Source organism: Maledivibacter halophilus (assembly GCF_900167445.1).
In the GTDB taxonomy this organism is placed as follows: Bacteria; Bacillota; Clostridia; order Peptostreptococcales; family Caminicellaceae; genus Maledivibacter; species Maledivibacter halophilus.
Map to the genome: position 1 here is coordinate 41,035 of NZ_FUZT01000007.1, position 21,017 is coordinate 62,051.

Sequence of the window (21,017 nt, forward strand, 5' to 3'; positions counted from 1 at the left end):
TCTAAGAATTGAGGAAATTTCATAAAACATGTAAAAAATTTAAAATACAAAATATAGTAAAAAGATTCAAGGGAGTTGTCTACATATTGTATTTTAAAATTGATAATGTTAATTATGTAAATTTCTCAGATAATAATTATACAATTTTTTAATTTCTTCATTCATTTCAATATCTTTTTCCTTTTCTAAATGCTTATCAAGAATTTTTTTGCCTTTCTTTCTATCTAATCTAATTATTGCCCAAGCAGTATATTTTTTTATCATTATTGAAGGACTATTTAAATATTCTACTAGATACTTTACCATATCCTTATCTCCAGAGTTACCTAAAGCGATTAAAGCATTTCTTTTAATTATTTTATTTCCTCTCCAATTTAAAGCTGCTTTTTCAAATCTTTTCTTAAATTCTTTATTTGATAGTTTAAGTAAACCTAAAAGATTAGGTTTATAATTATCTCCCACAGGTATAAATTCTTTATGGGTTGTTGTTTTATTTGAATTATAAGGACATACCAACTGACAAATATCACATCCATATAAGCTCTTTCCCATTTTTTCTCTAAGTTTATAATCAATATCCTCCTTAGTTTGAGTTAAATAAGATATACATAGCTTTGGATTATATAGTTGGTTTTCCATTAATGCTCCTGTAGGACAAGCTTTAATGCAATTATTGCAATTTAAGCAACCTTCATTTTTACTTTCTTCCATATTTATATTGATTTCTAAATTGCTTAATATATATCCTATAAAAATCCATGAACCATATTCTTTTGTTATAATACAGTTATTTTTACCATACCATCCTATCCCGGCCTTATATGCTAAATATCTATCTACTAAAGGTCCAGTATCTGTGAAGTATTCATACTGAAAATCTTTGGTCTTTTTTTCTATATATTCTACAAGCATTTTCATTTTACTCTTTAATACTAAATGATAATCTCTTCCCCAAGAACTTTTGGAGACATTCCCCGTAGGTTTATTAGAATCTTTACTTGTAATATCTCCTTCATTTACATAATAGGACATTCCAATGACAATTATAGTATGTGAATTCTCTAAGGTTAGATGGGGATTGATTCTCTTATCAATATTTTGCTCTTCAAATCCAGATAATAAATTCTTCTTTTCTCTTTTCCTAAGTATTGCTTCTAGATCATGAAAAATCTCTGATTCTGTAAAACCAATTAAATCAATACCTATTTCCTTTGAATATTTAATTATTTCTTCTTTAAAAATCATTTTAATCACCAATTATTTATTTTATCAAATTAAAAATGCGTACAATGACGCATTTATTTTTTCATATTCTTTATTTATTATAACCATATTTTAAAAGCTTTATTTCTCTTTCATATCCTTGTATATCATTAGGAGTCTCTAAAAATATGGGAATTCCCTTTAGTTTCGGATGGTTTATAAAATTAAGTATACCACTTAATCCCAGTGTTCCCTCACCAATACATGCATGCCTATCTTTTTTACTGCCCAATTCATGTTTACTATCATTTAGATGTACAACCTTTAGTCTTTCAATACCTAAAATTTCATCAAATTCTTCAAGCACATCATCTAAATTGTTGATAATATCATAACCTGCAGAATATGTATGACATGTATCAAAACATATTCCAATTTTCTTATTATATTTTATTCTATTAATAATTTCTTTCAGCTGACCAAATCTATAGCCTACTTCAGTACCTTTACCCGACATAGTTTCTAATAAAATCATAGTGTTTTCATTTCCTTCTAGGACTTGGTTAATCCCTTCAGCTATTCTTTGTATTCCAAATTCCATTCCTTCTTTAATATGATTACCGGGATGCATGACTAGATAGTTACAAATGCTCAAATGAGAAAGCCTTTCAAGATCATCCCTTAATAGTCTTTTCGCAAGCTCCCAAGTTTTTTCTTTATTTGAAGCAAAATTATAGGTGTAGGGTGCATGGGCCAAAAGTGAAGCAAATTTGTTTTGAATCCATATTTCTTCTGCTTTCTTAATATCGTCTAAATTTAATTTTTTTGCCTTTGATCCCCTAGGGTTCCTTGTGAAAAATTGAAAGGTATTTGCTCCAATACTAACAGCTTGCTTAATTGCATCCTCAAATCCCTTAGATATAGATAAATGTGAACCAATAAACATTACTCCATCCCCTTCAACCTAGATTATTCATAGAAACTTTAAAAACACCGATTCTTCTGTAATTTTTTGAGATGTATAAATTGTCATTTGAATTTGTTTCACTATTTTTAAAAATTGTTCATTAATAATTCAAGTGTCAATTTACATAATATTATTGTTTTACCCTACTTTTATTTATTATAAACAAAATAATTTATAAAAAAATACTGATGACTATAGTCATCAGTATTTTAATTGAGATAATTATACAATTTTCTTAATCAATTACTTGATTAGAAAATTAAAAAATAGAAAACATAATCCAATAAGAAGAGCAACAAGTAAAAATATTGGCAGCAGAACTTGAAAAGCTGCAATTACCATAGCTATTATATCCTTCCATCCTACATTTAATTTAACATCTTTATATTCCTCCGACAACTGCTTTTCACGTGTTCTTACCCATTCCCTATGCCTATTATTTCGCCATATGGCACGCCACAAAATGTTTATCCCCTAATTCTCTAAATTCCGGTGAAGCTTCTTTACATATATCCATTACATAGGGACATCGGGTATGAAATTTACAGCCACTTGGAGGGTTTACATTGCTCGGAATATCACCTTTTAATATTACTTGTTTCTTTCTCTTCCTTGGATTTGCCTCTGGTATAGCAGATAATAGAGCTTTTGTGTATGGATGTTTTGGACTTTCAAATAAGTCCTTTTTACCTGAAAGCTCTACTAATGAGCCTAAGTACATAACACCAATTCTATTACTAATATGTCTAACAACACTGAGATCATGGGAAATAAACAAATATGACAGTCCAAGTTCTTCCTGTAAATCCATCATAAGATTTAATACCTGGGATTGAATTGACACATCTAGGGCAGATACTGGTTCATCGGCAACTATAAAGGATGGATTTAAAGTTAAAGCCCTGGCTATACCAATTCTTTGTCTTTGCCCCCCTGAAAATTGGTGGGGATAACGATTTGTATGGTAGCTTGCAAGACCACATTTTTCTAATAATTCTTTTATCCTTTCTTCAAGTTTTTTTCCATTTTTCATTATCCCATGTTGTACTATAGGCTCACTAATTATTTGTCCTACAGTCATTCTTGGATTAAGAGAACTATATGGGTCTTGAAAGACAATTTGCATTTCTTTTCTCAATTTTTTCATTTCATTTTTTGAAGCCCTAATTACATTTTTCCCTTTGTAATATACTTCTCCAGAGGTTGGCTCATGTAATCTTAATATACTTCTACCTATAGTTGATTTTCCACAACCGGATTCTCCAACTAACCCTAAGGTTTCTCTTTTCTTTATCTCAAAGGAAATATCATCGGCAGCCTTTACATACCCTATTGTTTTTTTGAAAAAGCCTCCAGTTACCGGAAAATATTTTTTTAGATTTTTTACTTCTAATAAAGGCTCATTCATTATACCACCTCCTCATTTACTACAAAACAGCTTACTTTATGATTAGGTGATATTTCCTTTAACTCAGGCCTATATTTCTTGCATTTTTCAGTTGCATTAGGACACCTGGGCTCAAAATAACATCCCTCAGGTAAATAAAGAGGATGGGGCACAATCCCCTTTATACTGTCTAATCTTTTTTTATTGTCATCTAAATTGGGTATTGATTTCATCAGCCCTTTAGTATAAGGATGTTTGGGATTTTCGAATAATTCTTCAACTGGAGCATCCTCTACTACTTTTCCACAATACATGACTATTACATAATCTGCCATTTGTGCAACTACGCCAAGATCATGGGTAATAAGCATAATAGCAGTTCCAAGTTTTTCTTTTAAATCATTCATTAAATGTAAAATTTGAGCTTGAATTGTAACATCAAGGGCCGTTGTTGGTTCATCGGCTATAAGTAAGCTTGGTTCACAGGCCAATGCCATGGCTATCATAACTCTTTGTCTCATACCTCCACTGAGCTGATGGGGGTAATCATCTACTATCCTTTCAGCTCTAGGTATTCCAACAAGTTTTAGCATTTCAACGGCTCTATTCCTTGCCTTTTCCTTCCTCATTTTTTGATGGAGCATAAGTACTTCTGTTATCTGATCCCCCACTTTAAAAACAGGATTTAATGAAGTCATAGGTTCTTGAAATATCATAGATATTTCATTTCCACGAATTTTACGCATTTCTTTTACCGACTTTTTAAGTAGATCATCCCCTTTAAATAAAATATTTCCCTCTACTGTTTTTCCAGGCTCCTCAACTAACTGCATTACAGACATAGAAGCAACGCTTTTACCGCTTCCTGATTCTCCAACTATTCCTAATGTCTCACCTCTCTTAATCTTAAAATCTATACCATCTACAGCTCTTACAACACCTCTATCTGTAAAAAAATGAGTTTTAACATTTTTTACATCCAATAAATACTTTGACACCTCTATCCCCCCCTAATGATTTGATTTTGGATCAACTGCATCCCTTAAGCCATCGCCAATTAGATTAATGCTCATCACTGCAATGAATATACAAAGTCCCGGCGGTATCCAAAGCCATGGCATATTTTTTAATACATAGGATCTTGTTGCGTATGTAACCATATTGCCCCAGGATGGTATAGGTGGACTAACTCCAAGACCTAAGAAGGATAATGAAGATTCAGAAAGAATGGCACCGGCAACACCTAATGTAGCATTTACAATTATATAGGCAAAGGTATTGGGTATAAGATGTCTAAATATTTTTCTTGTATCTGATATTCCAAGGGCAGTTGCAGCCTGCATAAATTCCTGCTCCTTTAGGGTAAGTATTTGTCCTCTAATCATCCTGGCAAGGGATGGGAATCTTAAAACACCAATAATCACCATAACCATGTACATTTTATTCTCAACCGAAACCCTTACCCCAATAATAGCCGAAAGGGTTATGGCCAAGGGTAAAAAAGGGAAAGAATAGATTATTTCTGCAAAGCGCATTAAAATATTATCTATCCAGCCACCATAATATCCTGAAATTCCACCAAATAGTATTCCTAAAATCAGGGAAACCCCTACAGAAATTATACCCACCGTGAGAGAAATACGTCCTCCATATAATATACGAGTAAGATAATCCCTTCCTAATTCATCTGTTCCCAGCCAATGCTTAAAACTGGGAGGCTGCTCGGCATTAATAAGGTTTGTTGCATCCCTATCATAGGGAGTTATAAAATAGGAACCAATGACCATTATAATTAATATAGAAATTGCCACTAAACCAAAAAGAGCCAGTTTATTTTTTTTAAAATTATTCCACACCATCTTCCACAGCCCTATAACTTCCTGCTCTTCATTTTTCACCTGCTCCTCAGTCTTTTTAATTGCATCGGATTTCATAAGCATAACCCCCCTATTCTACCTTTACTCTTGGATCAACAATAGCATATCCAATGTCTTGAAGTAAATTTCCCATGAGCATTAATGTGGCAAAAAACATATTTAATGTCATCACTATATTATAGTCCCGCATTATAACACTTTCGTATAAGACCCTTCCAATTCCTGGCCAGACAAATACTTGTTCTGTAATAACAGATCCCGTAAATAAAAAGGGAATATACATACCAATTAAAGTAACTATAGGAATTAATGCATTACGAAATGCATGCTTATATATCACAATCTTCTCGGCTAATCCTTTAGAACGGGCTGTTCTTATATAATCCTGCTTAATAACCTCAAGCATACTGTTCCTGACATATCTGACAAGACTGGCCAGACTGCTAATGGTAAGAACAACTGCAGGTAATGCCATATGCTTTGCCACATCTAAAAAATAAGCTAATCCTGTATAATCTGCTCCCGGTGTAATCATGCCGCTGATAGGAAATATCTTTATATTTACTGCTAAGGCAAAAATTAATAATAGGCCAAAGAAAAATGATGGCATAGAAATGCCTATTAGTGAAAATACAGTCCAAAAGCTGTCGGTCTTGGAATATTGTTTAACTGCACATATTATCCCTACAGGTATAGCAATACCAAAAGATAAAATAAATACTACTATATTAAGTAAAAAAGTATTCCATAGAAAATTACCTGCCACTTCACTTACAGGTCTTTTATATTGAATTGACTCGCCAAAATCCCCTGAAAGCATACGTTTTAGCCATACTAAATATTGAATATGTATCGGTTCATTGAGACCTAGTCTCTCTTTGAGATTTTCTCTGACCTCCTCGGGAACTTTACTATTAACACCTAAATAAGCCTGAACAGGATCTCCCGGCATGGCCTTTACCAAACAAAACAGAAGAATTGAAATAACAAGTATTACTGGAATCATATGGAGCAGTCGTCTAAGTATATACTTTAACAAGATATATCCCCCTTTTTGTTGATTTTATTAAGAATATTTAATATTTTCCTTTCTATTGAATAATGCCCGGTAAAAACCCGGGCATTATATTTGATTATGGAAAAAATTTGTTTAATCTTCAATATATAAATTAACTACATCATGGGACCAGTTATATATTCCCGTGGGATTATATCCCTTAACTCTATTATTTACCATATCTGTATAAAGGTTAGCATATAAAATCAATATAGGAATTTCATCATTTATATTAACTGCCCAATCGGAATAGAGCTGCTTTGCTTCTTCTCTATCAAACTCTTTTCTAAGCTCTTCTAAAAGCTGGTCATTCTTTTCATTACGAAATTGAGCTGTATTGTCTCCACCGGGCTTGTCGAATTGAGAATGCCATGAACTATATAAATCCTGTGCTGGATCAGGTGTATAAAAAGAAACTGCCATACTATACATATTAAAGCCTTCTCTTTCATCATAGACCTTGCTCATAAGGGAATTAAAGTCCATCTGGCTTATTTTTAAATCTACACCAATTTGCTTATAATTATCGGCCATTAGTCCTGCAACCATATCCCACATTTCTGCTTCAGAAATCGATGCTATGTGTATAGAAAGCTTTTTACCATCCTTGTATCGATAGCCATCATCTCCCATCTTCCAACCTGCTTCATCAAGGAGCTGCCCGGCTTTTTCAGGACTAAAGTCATAGCTTGTAAGTTCCTGCTGGAGCTCCTTTGTATATCCCCAGGCAACCTGAGGCATAGGAACATCCTGAACACTGGCTAATCCTTTAAAAAAGGTATCTACAAAGGCCTTACGATTGAATCCATACACTAAAGCCTTACGAACATTTTTATCATCGGTAGGTGCTTCATTGCAATTAAATCTAAGATATCCATATCCAGCCCTAGGATATTGATAAAAATCAATAAAACCTCCTTCTTTAGCTATTTCTAAATTATCCGGGTCTATTTCTCCAGGAGCCATATCAATTTGACCTGCCACCAGCTCTTCTGTTTGAGTTGCCATCTGGGTTTCTTTAATAATAATTTTAGGAATCTGGGGCTTCTTTTCACCAAAATATTTTTCATTTATAACCAATTCTACATATTGTCCAGGTTCAAACTTGGATAGCTTATAGGGGCCACTGCCCAGTATCTTATGCTGCTTATCCTTTAAAGCCTGAGTATTACCCTTTTCAAATTTATAGAAATGCTCAGGAAGAATGTATAATTGTCCAATAAAATTCTCCATGTTGACCCTAAGGGCTTCTTTAAATTCAAAGGAAATTGTGTGATCATCAATTATCTTTATACCTTCCATTGACTTGATTTTACCTTCCATATCATTATTATACTCTTCAAATCCAACTATATCCTTGACAACGGCAGTATGACGACCATCATAGCTTGGATCAGCTATTGTATTATATGTAAAAGCAACATCTTTAGCTGTAAGTGGTGTACCATCGGAGAACACAACATCATCTTTCAAATGAAATGTAAAGGTCTTCTCATCCTCTGAAACCTCATAGCTTTTCGCCAGAACATTTTCGATTTCATTTTTATTGTTATATCTTAAAAGTGGGCTAAAACATACCCTCATAACATTCCCATCTGCCGCTGTTGAATTATATGAGCTTATAAACTGTCCCTTAAAACCATCGGTTTCTCCTACAATTAAAATATCACTTGAGTTTCTTGTTTTAGCTGGGTTTAAAGCAGTTTTATCACTTTCCTTTTTCTGTACATCCAGAGCATCTTTTTGCCCTTCTTTATTAATTTGCTCTGCAAGATTTTTTCCTTCTGAATCCTGTGAAGTATTGTCTACTTCTTTACCACATCCAGATAAAGCCAAAGTAAAGATTAAACATAACACAAGAGTAATTGCTAATGATTTTTTAAACAATTTAAATCCCCCTCATTTTTTTAATAACATTCCCATACCAAACTTTATATGTTTAAAAAAATACCCCTTTCCTTTAGAAACTTTTTTACCACCTCCTTTCAAATTAATATTTGTAAATATTTCGATATTCTTTGACAAAAAAATTTTTATGTATAATTTTTTTTATATAAAAAGCTATAATTAGCCTATAATATGAATTAAAAAGGTACTATATATTCAATTTTTTCTTGTAAAAACAATTGATTTTCTAAGATTTTTTGATATTTTTAGACAAAAATTTTAATATATGATTTTTTTTATATGGCAAGGTACAACTATCCTTCTTACAAATTTTAAAAGGATAGTATAAATGATTAGATAATTAGAGTTTTACTATTTCTTTTCCTTTAACTTGGGCAGCATTAGAGAAGATATTGAATATTTTTTCGTATTTGATCTTGTTTTATCTTTTTTACCTTTTAAGTATTCCTTTAGCACTGATTCTAATTTATCCTGCAGCTCATTAATTTCTTCTAGAGTTAGATAATAATCATAGTAGTATAAGAACTTTTTAGGATATTCTTTTTCGTCTCCATATTCTACTGCTCTATAAAAATCCCTAGATATATTTTCAAATATAGATATTGAAGCTTGTGTTAAGGATTCTAAAACATGCTTTTCACTTGTATTTAATATATTTCTGTCTATAACAAAATTTTTAGCTGAAGGCCTATAATATTTTTCAACTATTCCAAGCTTCACCTTTTCTTCAACTAATTCCAGTATTCCCACCTTAAGCAAAGTTTTTATGTGGTAATTTACTTTGGCATGGGGTTCTTCCATTTTATCAGCTATTTGTTTTGCCGTTGCAGAAGCTTCTTCAAAGGATTCAATGATTTCCAATCTGTACGGATGGGCAATTGCCTTTATTTGTTCTAATTCCCTTAATACTAAAATTTCTTTCATAATCAAAACTCCCTTTTTTAATGACTAATGCAATTATAAATACTATAATAAATGAATTTGATAACTTGAAATTTATATATATTATATTATTTTTATGCTAATTAGTCAATATTTGTAATTTATTTCATTATAAGGTTCCAAGTTCAGATATAAATTTATACATTAAATTTTCCTAGTTCAGCTTATTGAAATTTTAATAGATTAAAAAATATATATTTTAAATGACAATGTTATTTATCTATAGAACCCTATAGTATTTCCATAATAAAATAAGTAATATCATCATCAAAATCTTTTATAGAATTTTCCAGTTTCTTTAATATGTAATTATTTAATTTTTCACCACTGCTTTTACTATTTCGCACCAAAATATTGAGTAGTTTTTTATGATCTATTGAAGAATTTTTCTGCACATCTGTTAAACCATCTGTATAAAATATTATTTTATCTCCCTCTTGAAGCTGAACCTTTGCACTTTCATACTGTGGTGTAAAAAATTCACTGAGCTGACATATTGGAAATCCTCTGCTCTTATCCAATAATTCATACTCCCCTGTTCTTCTAATGAGAATAGGATAACAATTCATTCCTGCTGAACAATATGTTAAAACTTTATTAGGCTTATTATATGTAGCAAAAAAGGTTACTATGTGCATTTCTTCAGGAAAATTTAATTTATTAAATTCTTCATAAAAATTTTTTAGATTTTTATGGGGCTTTAATCCTCTATACCTTTTAATTATCTTTTCATTTGACTTTACATTATTTATACTAAACATTGTGAGTAATGCTGCTGGAACACCATGACCAGTAACATCTAGTATATACATTGCTATATTATTTTTATTAATTTCATATATATCATAAAAATCTCCACTTAACTTTTCACAAGGTATATATTTTGAATTAAACACAACATTTTCAAATATTATTTTCTCAGGTGGTAAAAGAGATTGCTGAATAACTTTAGCATAGTCTAATTCTTTATTGAGCTTTTCATTGGCTTTTCTAAATTCTTCTGTTCTTATATTAACTATTTTCTCCAAATTATCTGCATATAAGCTTACCTTGCCTTGGGCTTCCTTAAGCTTCTTATAGGGCAAATCTATATTATATTTGTAAATCGAATGGTATATTAAATAAACGCCCCAAACTTTATACACATGACCTAAAAGATTGAATGTATCATATACACTTCTATAAAGTGTAAAAAGTCCTTCACTAAATGTCATTAATATAAGACCTGAAGATAATATAATCAAATATGTATTTGAGGTCTTTTCATAGGTTTTAATAAAGTTAATTATTGAAAGTATTTGTAAAGCCACTATAAAATATTCAAGATATATTTTAAGGCTTGTCATACCTTTCCCCTGAATAAATAATGGAGGCAAAACATCTATTTTATATGTAACTATATGAAATATTATAAAAATTAATAATATATTTAAAATTATTGCTGATTTTTCATTAAATTTACTCTTCTTATAAAATGGAATAATTGAAGATATGAAAATCCCTACAGCCATTATTAGTCTTGCAAACACCCAATATGTAGTTGCCATTTCTACAGAACTTTGCGCAAAAGTAAAAGGCATACCTTCATAGGATAATGTATGAAGAAAATCTATAGACCCTACTATAAAGAATGTTGATGCTAATAATAATAATCTTACCCTCTTAGTATGTTTATAAGAGTAGTAGCAATTATTAAATATGATAAAGGCAAAAATAACACTAATAAACTCTAAAATTGTATGCCAGGTTAGAAAATTTACTACACTAAAAATAATATATATCTCATATTCAAAAACCATAGAAAGATAAAATACCAAAGAAGTTATTACAAGGATTATTATAATATATAAATAGTCATTCTTAATTCCATATACTTTATTTCCCTTTTCTAAAATCATTTCAGCACTCCAATTCAAAATATATTTTACCTATGGACAAATGCTCCACAGACCCTTTTAACTAAAAGTCAACTACTTTTGATTTCTATATAAAGTATTATTAAAATAAGAATTAAATATATATATTCTATAAAGGCACTAATTATCCTGCTTTTTTATTATACTTCGGTACATAAGTCCCGAACAAAAACGTTTAATGGTGCTTTTTGTAGTTCTAAGTAACAAATTCTAAAATTTAATGCTAACGATAATGAAAAGTCATTGTTTTTTTATTTAAAAATATAGCTCCTTTATCTAATTACTATATAAAGAAGCTATATCAATATCATATTAATACAACCTATTCATTTACAGTTTAAAAAATTAAAATATACTCAGTTTTAATTCTTTTGACAAATCTTCTAAAAGCTTAACACCTGCTATGCTATTTCCCTTGTAATCCAATGCAGGCCCTATTACTCCTATTCCCATTTTATTGGGAACCGAAGACATTATTCCACCACTTACTCCACTTTTGGAAGGGACTCCAACATTAATGGCAAACTCACCCGATGCATCATACATACCACATGTAACCATAAATGTTTTCACAATTTGAGTTAAATATTTAGGTACTAGTCGTTTTTTACTTTCATTATCAATCCCTTGATTTGCTAAAACCATACCCATATTAGCAACATCCTCACAGGTTACTTCAATAGAACACTGCCTAAAATACAAATCCAGTATATCTTCAACATCTCCTTCCAATATACCTATATCCCTTAAGAAATATGCTATTGAACGATTACGATCTCCAGTTTTCTTTTCACTTAAGTAAACATCCATATTTATATCAAGCTTTGGATTTTTTGATACTTTCCTAAATAAATTAATTATTCTTTTAAATTTCTCTTCCTTTGTTTTTCCCTTTACTAATGATGTAACAGCTATAGCACCAGCATTAATCATTGGATTAAGGGGTTTAGAAGGATTTAATGTTTCAAGCTTTATTATTGAATTAAAAGCATCTCCTGTAGGTTCTTTACCCACTTTTTTAAAAACTTCTTCACCATTATCAAGTAAAGCCAACAATAAAACTATAGGCTTTGACATGCTTTGAACAGTAAATTTAGTTTCATAATCACCAGCTCTATAAATTTTACCTTTTACATCTACAACTACTATTCCAAGTTTATTGGGATCCTTTTTGCTTAATTCTGGTATATAGCCTGCCACCTTTCCATAATTTGTCCAAGCTCTATTTTTATCGACTAATTCATTTAATAAAAACTGCATGAATTTCATCTCCCGTTTATAGAATATCATTACAGCTTTTACTTTAAATCACATTTCTCTATTAGTCAATATTAAATTCTTTAAAACCTCTAAACTCTATACCCATTCATTATTGTTCTACAAAACAGCTTTCTCCAATAAATTCCTTTAATATAGATGTCTGAAGTATATATTTATCATCATCAATTGATTTAAAATATTTTAAGAATTTAAGAAGTCTCTTGGCTTCAGCATATTCCGGCTGATTATTATCTATTTCTTTTAGAAGTGGTACAGCATATTTTTTCAGCACTCCTAATTCATATACCAAGGCAGAATTAAACATAATATCAGCTTCCTCCTGAAATGGAAAGATATTCTTTTCTTCTCCCCTTCTAACAGATTTCCACAGTCTTAATGTGGCCAAAGCTGAATGACCTCTATACTTACTGTCTCTTACAATTCTTCTTATAAGCCTTGTATCAGTTGTAGGGATTCTATTATGATGGTCAATATTTAACTGTGTAAGGGCGCTTATGTATATTTTGAATTTTTTATCATGGGGTATATATTCAGTTAATTTTTCGTTTAGTCCGTGGATACCTTCAATAATTATAGGCTGGTCTTTATCTATTTTTAACTTATCCCCTTTATATTCCCTTTTTCCCGTTATAAAATTGAAGAAAGGAATATTAACCTCTTGTCCTTGTATCAATTTAGTTATATGACGGTTAAATAATTCCACATCTACTGCCTCCAAAGCTTCAAAGTCATAATTTCCCTCTTTATCCCTTGGGGTAAATTCTCTGTCAACAAAATAGTCATCTGTAGATAATGTAACGGGATGAAGGCCATTTACCTTAAGTTGAATCAATAATCTCTGAGCAAAGGTAGTTTTACCAGAAGACGATGGCCCGGCAATTAACACAACCCTTTTATTTCTTTTAGTTATCTCATCAGCAATTTGTGCAATTTTCTTTTCATGTAAAGCTTCTGATACTCTTATTAATTCAGGAATTTTATCTTTTTCTATAACTTCATTAAGATAGGCAACATGGCCTACATTCAGTATGTTTCCCCATGTTTCTGCTTCACGAAATATTGAAGCCAGCTTTGGTTGCTCCACAAATTTTGGTATTTCATTTGGAGTTTCCTTTGTAGGAAATTGAATTATTACACCAGGCAAATAAAACTTAAGTCTAAAATTATTTAAATATCCCGTTCTAGGCACCATATATCCATAGAAATAATTCTTCAGCCATCCGCAGCTATAAATATTTATAGAATCCTTTTCTCTATATTTAAGCAGTTTTTCCTTTGCTTCCATTCCAAATTGTTTGAAAATTTTTCTAGCTTCTTCCTTAGGTATAGACCTTTTAATTAAAGGTATGTCTTCATTTATGATTTCTATCATTCTCTTTTCAATGGCCCTTACATCATCTTCATTTATAGGATCTTTATAATGTATTTCACAGTACAAGCCTTTGCTCAAAGAATGTTCTACACTTACTCTACATCCTTTAAACAACTCCATTGCTGCTCTAATAAACACAAAGGATAGACTCCTTTGGTATATTCTTTGACCGATGGACGTAGATAAATCTATAAATTCTATTTTAGCATCACTATCAAGCTCAAAGCCTAATTCTTTCAAATTATTATTGACCTTTGCAGCAACTATTAAAGCTCCATATTCTTTTTGAACCATATCCTTTATTTCTTCTAAGGTAGTTCCCTTTTTGATCTCTAATGCTGTACCATCCTTTAAAAAAACTTTTATATTATCTTTACTAGACATATTATTTATCCCCCTATATCCTTTTTAAGTAAAGTTGATTAGATAATGAATATATTAAATATATACCACTATTATAACAATAAAAACTAAAAGTTCCCGTTTTAAAGGAACTTTTAGACTTTACCTATAAATATTATCTCATTGGTGAGCTAGGCTTTGAAATATCACTTAATGCATCTCCAGCTTCATTAACATAAATATTCTGTGTTGCAAAATCCCCAATAGCCACTATTCCTACTATTCTTCCATTTTCAACAACAGGAAGTCGTCTTATCTGATTTTGTGCCATAATATCAGCTGCTTCATGGACATCTGTGTCTGGAGAAACCGAAACAACCTCTGTAGACATAACATCCTGAGCTCTTACATTTTCAACATTACTACCTTCAGCCACAGATCTTAAAACTATATCCCTATCAGTAACCATTCCAACAACATTTCTATTATTGTCACAAATAGGTATTGATCCAACATCTAGAGTTTTCATACTTTGAGCCACTTCCGGTAAAGAAGCATTAACATCAGCAGTTCTAACATTAGTAGTCATCAAGTCTTTTACTTTCATCCTTATTCCTCCTTAATTTACAGCAATCTTAAAGTATCAATTATAGGATATGCATTTTCAAATAAAAATAAACAAAAAAACCAGAGAAAAATCTCTGGTTAGATTACTAATCAACCTTTCCAATCTTATTAAATGGAAAAAGTCTTACTAAAACCTTTCCCCTTATTGTATCTACATCTACTGTTCCAACTCTGGGATCTCTGCTATCTAGACTAGCTTCTCTATTATCTCCCATAACAAAAACTTCATCTTTATCAACTTCTATTTCAATATCACCCGATGTATAGTCACCATTAATGTAACCTTCCTCAACTTTTTCTCCATTTACATATATCTTACCATTCTTTACTTCTATCTTATCTCCTTCAACAGCTATTACACGCTTTATTAAATCCTTTTCTTTACCATCAGGGGTTGTGAGATGGGATTTAAAAACAACTATATCTCCCCTTTCCGGTTCATGAATCATATAAGGAATTTTATTTATAATCAAATAATTATTAGGCTCTAATGTTGGATACATTGAATGTCCTTTTACCAAAGTTGGTCTTATAAATGTTGTAATAACAAGGGCTATAACAACAGATACTACAATTGTTTTAATCCACTCAAATATTTCTTTAGTCACAAACGCATCTCCCTTTCGTATCAATTAAATATTTTTCAATTTGAAATCTAAGCCATTTCATTAACATATTTAGATTTATTATTGTCATAATTTATACAGTTTAATTCTCTTTTTAGAAAATCATTTATTATATTATATTTATTATCCATCACATTAATATTTAAAAGATTTAAACAGTATTTAAAATCATCTATAATATTATATGGGTTTCCATATACTTTTACAATATCCTCCCTGCTTACACCTCTAAACCCATGACCTACTATAGAATTATGCCTCAATTCCATCAAACTCCTCATTTTTTCAGAATTTAATAGCTTTACTATTTCTACATAATTCGTTTTATAATCTACATACTTGTTTATATATATGCTTATACCATATATAAGATTTGGATTATATATTTTGTATTTTTTCCTTAATATTTTTAATATTCTTCTTTTAGACATGGCATCGATTAAAAAAGAAAACTTATTTCTATTTAAATGCTCTTTAACAAAAATATATTTTAGTATTGCTTCTTTGAATCGATATATTCTTCCTAAAAAGTCTATATATTCTTCATTAACTATCTGAAATTTGATATTATTTATCAATTCAGAAAACAATGCCTGCGGCTCACCTTCTATCAATGCTTTAAGATTTTCTATTAATTTAAGTACTATCTTATGGTTTCTTTTTTCTTCTGATAAAGAATTCAAAATATAGTACGAAGTATTAAAATCAAAATTAACTGCATATTTGCATGATTTTATCATTATTGCTTCATCAGTATTTTTTAAATCCATTTCTTGAAGTATCTCCAAAGCCCCGCCATAATCATATCTATCGATTAATTTTATTATTGCATTATGTGATTTAATCAATTTAAAAGTCATTCCTTTACCTATTTAGATATTTTTTTAATAATTTTTTGTATATCTTTGCTTTCTTTAACAAATTCTTTATCCCCGATAACTAATTTGTATGCATGAAGTACCTGTGTAGTAATACCTTTTATCTTTTTTCCACCGTATTTTGTATCTCCTACAATTGGATGATCTATTTTACTCAACGAGGCTCTGATTTGATGGGTTCTTCCTGTAAGTATTTGTACTTCCAAAAGAGTAAAATCACCGTAATAACTTAAGGGCTTGTATTTTGTGTGAATAAATTGACCTTTATTATTATAATTCTTTTTTGCAATTTCTACAATGTTTTTTTGAGAGTCCTTTGTAAGATAACCCTTTATTTCCCCTGATTTGCTTATTTTGCCATGAACTATGCAAATATAATATTTTTCAATTTCTCTATTTCTCATCATTTGGTTAAACTTTTTTAATGCTTCATATGTTTTACAAAATATAACCAATCCACTTGTATTTTGATCTAATCGGTTTACCGAAGCTGGTTTAAATGTGTTAGTTTGTAAATCCTTTAGATAGGATTGAGCTCTTGTTGTAAGTGTCTTTTTATATTCCTTTTGGTCAGGATGGGTTAAAAGACCTTTAGGCTTATTGACAATAAGAATCTCACTATCTTCATACACAATATCTAAACTAACATTTTTAACAAACTCTTGTTTTTTTTCTTTAATTAGTTTATCAATTGATTCATCAGATAAGAAAACTTGTATTATATCATCTTTTTGTAAAAAATAATTTTCTTTCTGTTTTTTGCCATTTACTTTTATAATCTTTTTTCTTAAAAGCCTATATATATTTGTTCTTGTAGAATCATTAAAATATTTTAAGAGAAACCTATCAAGTCTCTGTTTTTCTTCATTTTCTCCTATAATTATTTCTATCAAGCAATTCACCACTTTCCAATGTCTTAGCCCTATTAAATCTTATACTACATCTATTTCAGACATTATGTAGTCATCATAGTATTCAAATCCTAAATCTTTATATGCCTTCTTTGCAGCAGCATTCGATTTAGAAACTATCAAGGCTGGCTTTTTATTTTTTTCAATAATATTTTTACACAATTTTGCCACAATAGCCTTCGCATATCCATTCCCTCTATAATCTGGTAGAGTATAAACTCCTTCAATCTGATTGATTTTTGAAGTTGTTGTTGTAACTACAGCTTGAGATACTATTTTCCCTTCATCTAGCAGATATAAATATTCTTCCTCACCATCTTTTTCATATACAGAGTTTTTCAATTCATTAACAGTTTTTGGCTTCCTATTAAAAGCTTTTTCAACCTCTATTAAGAAGTCAATTGACTTTGAAAAATCATAGTTTTTCGCATTAATTATCTTTCTATCTGTAGAAAAATCCTCGAAATTTTCTTTGCTTAATATCATATAATCACATTCATCATATTCATACCACTTAAATACTTTTTCAAGTCTTTTCCAGATAGGAGTTATTATTTTTTTCACTCCAAACATATATTTAGGTTTATATTTCTTAAAAGCTTTAAGCAAAACAATCTTATTTAGAATTGTATCATCATCATAATGACAAATAAAACTACCCATATTAGTAAAGCAGAAAACCCCCATAAGTCTTTCGTCAACAAAATAGCCATAATAATCTCCACTTTTTTTACAAAACATTTTATTATTTAATCCATATTTTTCTATAAAATTTATAATAAATGTATTTTCAATATATTTTTTATTTAAATAATTCATTACCATATCCATATAATTATTATTTAACAGCTCAAATTTTTCCATGATTTTTCCTCCTAATATTACAATTACCTATACCTAATAAATATTCTATGAATATTCCCTTATACCTTCAATAAATTTTACTTTACTTCTCTTAAAATATTTACAATGTAAAATCCATTATTTTCTATCTTTAAATTTCAAATTAAATCATTTGCTCTATTGAAAGTCTACATGCTTTTATGTTATTCTTTAGATAGAATAAAATCATTTAAAATAGATTTTTTCTTATAAGCTATTATGGTCTATAATTTTTAGGCTACCAAAGAAAAGGAGGATTTTCAGTGATAGAAAAGCTTAAAGATTTTTTTTATGATTGTAGTGACACATTACTTAGCTTATTTATTCTATTAGTTATGGTCTTTGTTATAACATGGAAGCTTTCAGGAGTAATGAGTATTCCTCTTTTCGCAGATTCAACCGATACATATGACCCAGCGATTAATAAACCTATTGAAGCAAATGTCTCTGATACTGAAAATAATAGTATTCCGCTGGAAGAAAGTCAAGAAGAAAATCCTGGGACAGCAATTAATCAAGAGCCTGCCAAATCCAATGATGATGATGAAGTTGAAGTAGTTGTTGTTGAAGGAGAAGATATCACGGTTGAGATACCCAAAGGTACTGTAGGAAACGGTATAGCACAGATACTAAAGGAAAAAAGCCTAATTGAAAGTACAAGTGAATTTATTGATAGGGTAGAAGAATTAAAACTTGGTCCAAAGCTCCGTTATGGTACTTTTACTATAAAATCTAATAGCTCTATTGATAAAATAATATCCATAATTACTGGTGTTACTATAAACAACTAAAAAAACTATGAGAAAAATTCAATCTATTATAAATTGAAATTCTTCTCATAGTTTTTTATCTAGACACTTCTATTAATATTAAGCTATAGAGTTAGCATACTACTTTTTAATACCTCTAATTCCTCATCATTTAATTCTTTATATTCCCCTAAATCTAACTTTCCATCCAATTTCAATTTACCCATAGCTATTCTTTTTAAATATATTACTTTTTTATTACGAGATTTAAACATTCTTTTAACCTGATGGAATTTCCCCTCATAAATAGTGAGTTCTACCGTTGACACATCTCCACCTTCTATAATCTTCAGCTCTGCAGGTAAAGTTTTGTATCCATCATCTAAAATTATGCCTTTCTTAAAGGCTTTTATATCTTCTTCATCTACAAACCCCTTTATATTAGCATAATATGTTTTAGTTATATGCTTTTTAGGTGATAAAATCTCATGAGCTAATTTTCCATCATTTGTTATAATAAGTAACCCTTCGGTATCAATATCCAATCTACCCATAGGAAATATATTAAAGGGCAAATACTTTTCATCTAATAAATCAATTACAGTCTTATGAATATTATCATATGTGGCAGATATTACGCCTTGAGGCTTATTCATCATTATATACACGTATTTCCTATATTCGATTTTTTCACCATTGATTTCAATAATGCTTTCATATGGATTAACATGGATAGAATTTTTCCTAATAATTTCTCCATCCACCTTAACTGCTCCCTGCCTAATTATTTTTTTAAGATCTTTTCTACTACCATACCCCATATTGCCAAGAATTTTATCTAACCTCATCTTATTCATTAATTTGCCTCCTGTTTTTATCTTGAGTATAATACTATTATACATATAGACTTTACATAGTAAAACTTAATTTATACATATCAAGATATCTAATGCTCCTAAGAATTTTTGATATGTATAAATTAAAATATTTAGTTATATCTCTATAATATATTTTAAATTATTGAATATAATATATAAATAGCATTGAGGGTGGTATTTTTTTTGTGATTATTATATAATACACGTGAATAGAAATACAAAAAATAATCTGATTATACTTAATGGGAGGGTAATAAATGGCTTTAATTACTTCTAAAAAAATGTTTCAAAAGGCCTATGAAGGCAAATACGCAATTGGGGCTTTCAATGTTAATAATATGGAAATTATTCAAGGCATAGTTGAAGCTGCCAAAGAGGAAAGATCTCCTTTAATTTTACAGGTTTCTGCCGGAGCTAGAAAATATGCAAGACCTACATACTTGAAAAAATTAGTTGAAGCAGCAATAGATGACACTGGTTTGGATGTAGTTCTTCACCTTGACCACGGTGAAAACTTTGAAATTTGTAAACAATGTATTGATGATGGATTCACCTCAGTAATGATTGACGGTTCAAAGCATCCCTTTGAAGAAAATATTGAATTAACTAAAAAGGTTGTTGACTATGCCCATAAAAGAGGAGTAGTTGTAGAAGCTGAGCTTGGTAAACTGGCCGGTATCGAGGATGATGTTAATGTAAGTGCAAAAGATGCTACTTTTACAGATCCTGACCAAGCAGTTGAATTTGTTGAAAGAACAGGTGTAGATTCATTAGCCATAGCTATTGGTACAAGCCATGGTGCGTATAAATTCAAAGGAGAACCTAGACTTGACTTTGAAAGACTTGAAAAAATAAGTCACATGCTTCCTGAATTCCCTTTAGTGCTTCATGGAGCATCGACAGTTATTCCAGAATTCGTTGATGCCTGCAATAAATTTGGAGGAAATATCCCAGGTGCAAAGGGTGTTCCAGAGGATATGTTAAGAAGAGCTTCTAAACTTGGTGTATGCAAAATAAATATTGACACAGATCTTAGATTGGCAATGACAGCTGCTATTAGAAAATATCTTGTTGAAAGCCCTGATGTATTTGATCCAAGAAAATATTTAGGTAAAGGAAGAGATGCTATCAAGGATATGGTTAAGCATAAGATTAAAAATGTGTTAGATAGTAGTAATACATTATAAAACAATTGAAAAAAGCCAGGCTCCCTG

At 30.2% G+C, this 21,017-nt stretch carries 20 protein-coding genes; 2 read left to right on the forward strand and 18 right to left on the reverse strand.

The annotated features are described in order from the left end of the window. Positions 1-108 precede the first annotated feature (108 nt). The 17 genes from queG to B5X81_RS14130 all read right to left on the reverse strand — a co-directional run bounded on the left by queG (position 109) and on the right by B5X81_RS14130 (position 18,158). Complete coding sequence (queG, locus tag B5X81_RS14050; RefSeq protein WP_079492560.1) at positions 109-1,245, reverse strand: tRNA epoxyqueuosine(34) reductase QueG; 1,137 nt, start codon at positions 1,243-1,245, stop codon at positions 109-111. A 70-nt stretch (positions 1,246-1,315) separates the two neighbouring features. Further along, a complete protein-coding gene (locus B5X81_RS14055) occupies positions 1,316-2,149 on the reverse strand; it encodes a deoxyribonuclease IV (RefSeq protein WP_079492562.1) in 834 nt (277 codons plus the stop codon). Positions 2,150-2,413: 264 nt separating this feature from the next. Further along, a complete protein-coding gene (locus tag B5X81_RS14060; RefSeq protein ID WP_079492563.1) occupies positions 2,414-2,632 on the reverse strand; it encodes a hypothetical protein in 219 nt (72 codons plus the stop codon). Beyond that, the gene (locus tag B5X81_RS14065) at positions 2,607-3,578 is read right to left on the reverse strand and encodes an ABC transporter ATP-binding protein (protein ID WP_079492565.1); all 972 of its coding nucleotides are present in this window, start codon (positions 3,576-3,578) and stop codon (positions 2,607-2,609) included. The genes B5X81_RS14060 and B5X81_RS14065 overlap by 26 nt, the downstream gene beginning before the upstream one ends. Continuing rightward, positions 3,578-4,555, reverse strand: coding sequence for an ABC transporter ATP-binding protein (locus B5X81_RS14070; RefSeq protein ID WP_139380343.1), 978 nt, complete (start codon positions 4,553-4,555; stop codon positions 3,578-3,580). The genes B5X81_RS14065 and B5X81_RS14070 overlap by 1 nt, the downstream gene beginning before the upstream one ends. 12 nt (positions 4,556-4,567) lie before the next feature. Continuing rightward, positions 4,568-5,491 carry an oligopeptide ABC transporter permease gene (gene opp4C, locus B5X81_RS14075; RefSeq protein ID WP_079492568.1) on the reverse strand — a complete coding sequence of 308 codons (924 nt, stop codon included), beginning with the start codon at positions 5,489-5,491 and terminating at the stop codon, positions 4,568-4,570. 13 nt (positions 5,492-5,504) lie between these two features. Beyond that, complete coding sequence (locus B5X81_RS14080) at positions 5,505-6,473, reverse strand: ABC transporter permease (RefSeq protein WP_079492569.1); 969 nt, start codon at positions 6,471-6,473, stop codon at positions 5,505-5,507. A gap of 111 nt (positions 6,474-6,584) precedes the next feature. Next, entirely contained in the window at positions 6,585-8,378 is a 1,794-nt protein-coding gene (locus B5X81_RS14085) for an ABC transporter substrate-binding protein (protein WP_079492571.1), read from the reverse strand. Positions 8,379-8,750: 372 nt separating this feature from the next. Continuing rightward, the gene (locus B5X81_RS14090) at positions 8,751-9,323 is read right to left on the reverse strand and encodes an ArsR/SmtB family transcription factor (RefSeq protein WP_079492572.1); all 573 of its coding nucleotides are present in this window, start codon (positions 9,321-9,323) and stop codon (positions 8,751-8,753) included. A 248-nt stretch (positions 9,324-9,571) separates the two neighbouring features. Then, positions 9,572-11,239, reverse strand: coding sequence for an MASE3 domain-containing protein (locus B5X81_RS14095; RefSeq protein ID WP_079492574.1), 1,668 nt, complete (start codon positions 11,237-11,239; stop codon positions 9,572-9,574). A gap of 363 nt (positions 11,240-11,602) precedes the next feature. Further along, positions 11,603-12,517 (reverse strand): glutaminase A, encoded by a 915-nt coding sequence (glsA, locus tag B5X81_RS14100; protein WP_079492575.1) that lies wholly within the window; start codon positions 12,515-12,517, stop codon positions 11,603-11,605. Between the two features lie 109 nt (positions 12,518-12,626). Continuing rightward, positions 12,627-14,294 (reverse strand): nucleoside kinase, encoded by a 1,668-nt coding sequence (locus B5X81_RS14105; RefSeq protein ID WP_079492577.1) that lies wholly within the window; start codon positions 14,292-14,294, stop codon positions 12,627-12,629. Positions 14,295-14,427: 133 nt separating this feature from the next. After that, positions 14,428-14,859, reverse strand: a complete 432-nt coding sequence (locus tag B5X81_RS14110; RefSeq protein WP_079492578.1) for a CBS domain-containing protein — start codon at positions 14,857-14,859, stop codon at positions 14,428-14,430. A 106-nt stretch (positions 14,860-14,965) separates the two neighbouring features. Beyond that, positions 14,966-15,487 carry a signal peptidase I gene (lepB, locus tag B5X81_RS14115; protein ID WP_244282106.1) on the reverse strand — a complete coding sequence of 174 codons (522 nt, stop codon included), beginning with the start codon at positions 15,485-15,487 and terminating at the stop codon, positions 14,966-14,968. 47 nt (positions 15,488-15,534) lie between these two features. Beyond that, complete coding sequence (locus tag B5X81_RS14120; protein WP_079492581.1) at positions 15,535-16,353, reverse strand: hypothetical protein; 819 nt, start codon at positions 16,351-16,353, stop codon at positions 15,535-15,537. Between the two features lie 20 nt (positions 16,354-16,373). Further along, entirely contained in the window at positions 16,374-17,276 is a 903-nt protein-coding gene (locus B5X81_RS14125; protein ID WP_170917427.1) for an RluA family pseudouridine synthase, read from the reverse strand. A gap of 39 nt (positions 17,277-17,315) precedes the next feature. Continuing rightward, positions 17,316-18,158: a GNAT family N-acetyltransferase gene (locus B5X81_RS14130; RefSeq protein WP_079492584.1), complete on the reverse strand. Its 843-nt coding sequence runs from the start codon at positions 18,156-18,158 to the stop codon at positions 17,316-17,318. Between the two features lie 281 nt (positions 18,159-18,439). Here B5X81_RS14130 and B5X81_RS14135 point away from each other — a divergent pair, with 281 nt between their 5' ends. Beyond that, the gene (locus B5X81_RS14135; protein ID WP_079492585.1) at positions 18,440-18,967 is read left to right on the forward strand and encodes a hypothetical protein; all 528 of its coding nucleotides are present in this window, start codon (positions 18,440-18,442) and stop codon (positions 18,965-18,967) included. Between the two features lie 83 nt (positions 18,968-19,050). On the opposite strand, the gene B5X81_RS14140 is transcribed toward B5X81_RS14135, so the two are convergent. Then, positions 19,051-19,773 (reverse strand): pseudouridine synthase, encoded by a 723-nt coding sequence (locus B5X81_RS14140; protein WP_334293315.1) that lies wholly within the window; start codon positions 19,771-19,773, stop codon positions 19,051-19,053. 287 nt (positions 19,774-20,060) lie between these two features. Here B5X81_RS14140 and fba point away from each other — a divergent pair, with 287 nt between their 5' ends. Continuing rightward, positions 20,061-20,990 carry a class II fructose-1,6-bisphosphate aldolase gene (gene fba / locus B5X81_RS14145; RefSeq protein ID WP_079492587.1) on the forward strand — a complete coding sequence of 310 codons (930 nt, stop codon included), beginning with the start codon at positions 20,061-20,063 and terminating at the stop codon, positions 20,988-20,990. The last annotated feature ends 27 nt before the right edge of the window (positions 20,991-21,017 follow it).

What these genes read in the sequence shown, in the direction of transcription:
- queG (WP_079492560.1), bottom strand. Translation starts at nt 1,245, where the DNA reads ATGATTTTTAAAGAAGAAATAATTAAATATTCAAAGGAAATAGGTATT.
- B5X81_RS14130 (WP_079492584.1), bottom strand. Translation starts at nt 18,158, where the DNA reads ATGGAAAAATTTGAGCTGTTAAATAATAATTATATGGATATGGTAATG.
- B5X81_RS14065 (WP_079492565.1), bottom strand. Translation starts at nt 3,578, where the DNA reads ATGAATGAGCCTTTATTAGAAGTAAAAAATCTAAAAAAATATTTTCCG.
- B5X81_RS14140 (WP_334293315.1), bottom strand. Translation starts at nt 19,773, where the DNA reads ATGAGGTTAGATAAAATTCTTGGCAATATGGGGTATGGTAGTAGAAAA.
- opp4C (WP_079492568.1), bottom strand. Translation starts at nt 5,491, where the DNA reads ATGAAATCCGATGCAATTAAAAAGACTGAGGAGCAGGTGAAAAATGAA.
- B5X81_RS14105 (WP_079492577.1), bottom strand. Translation starts at nt 14,294, where the DNA reads ATGTCTAGTAAAGATAATATAAAAGTTTTTTTAAAGGATGGTACAGCA.
- B5X81_RS14095 (WP_079492574.1), bottom strand. Translation starts at nt 11,239, where the DNA reads ATGATTTTAGAAAAGGGAAATAAAGTATATGGAATTAAGAATGACTAT.
- B5X81_RS14090 (WP_079492572.1), bottom strand. Translation starts at nt 9,323, where the DNA reads ATGAAAGAAATTTTAGTATTAAGGGAATTAGAACAAATAAAGGCAATT.
- fba (WP_079492587.1), top strand. Translation starts at nt 20,061, where the DNA reads ATGGCTTTAATTACTTCTAAAAAAATGTTTCAAAAGGCCTATGAAGGC.
- B5X81_RS14055 (WP_079492562.1), bottom strand. Translation starts at nt 2,149, where the DNA reads ATGTTTATTGGTTCACATTTATCTATATCTAAGGGATTTGAGGATGCA.
- glsA (WP_079492575.1), bottom strand. Translation starts at nt 12,517, where the DNA reads ATGCAGTTTTTATTAAATGAATTAGTCGATAAAAATAGAGCTTGGACA.
- B5X81_RS14110 (WP_079492578.1), bottom strand. Translation starts at nt 14,859, where the DNA reads ATGAAAGTAAAAGACTTGATGACTACTAATGTTAGAACTGCTGATGTT.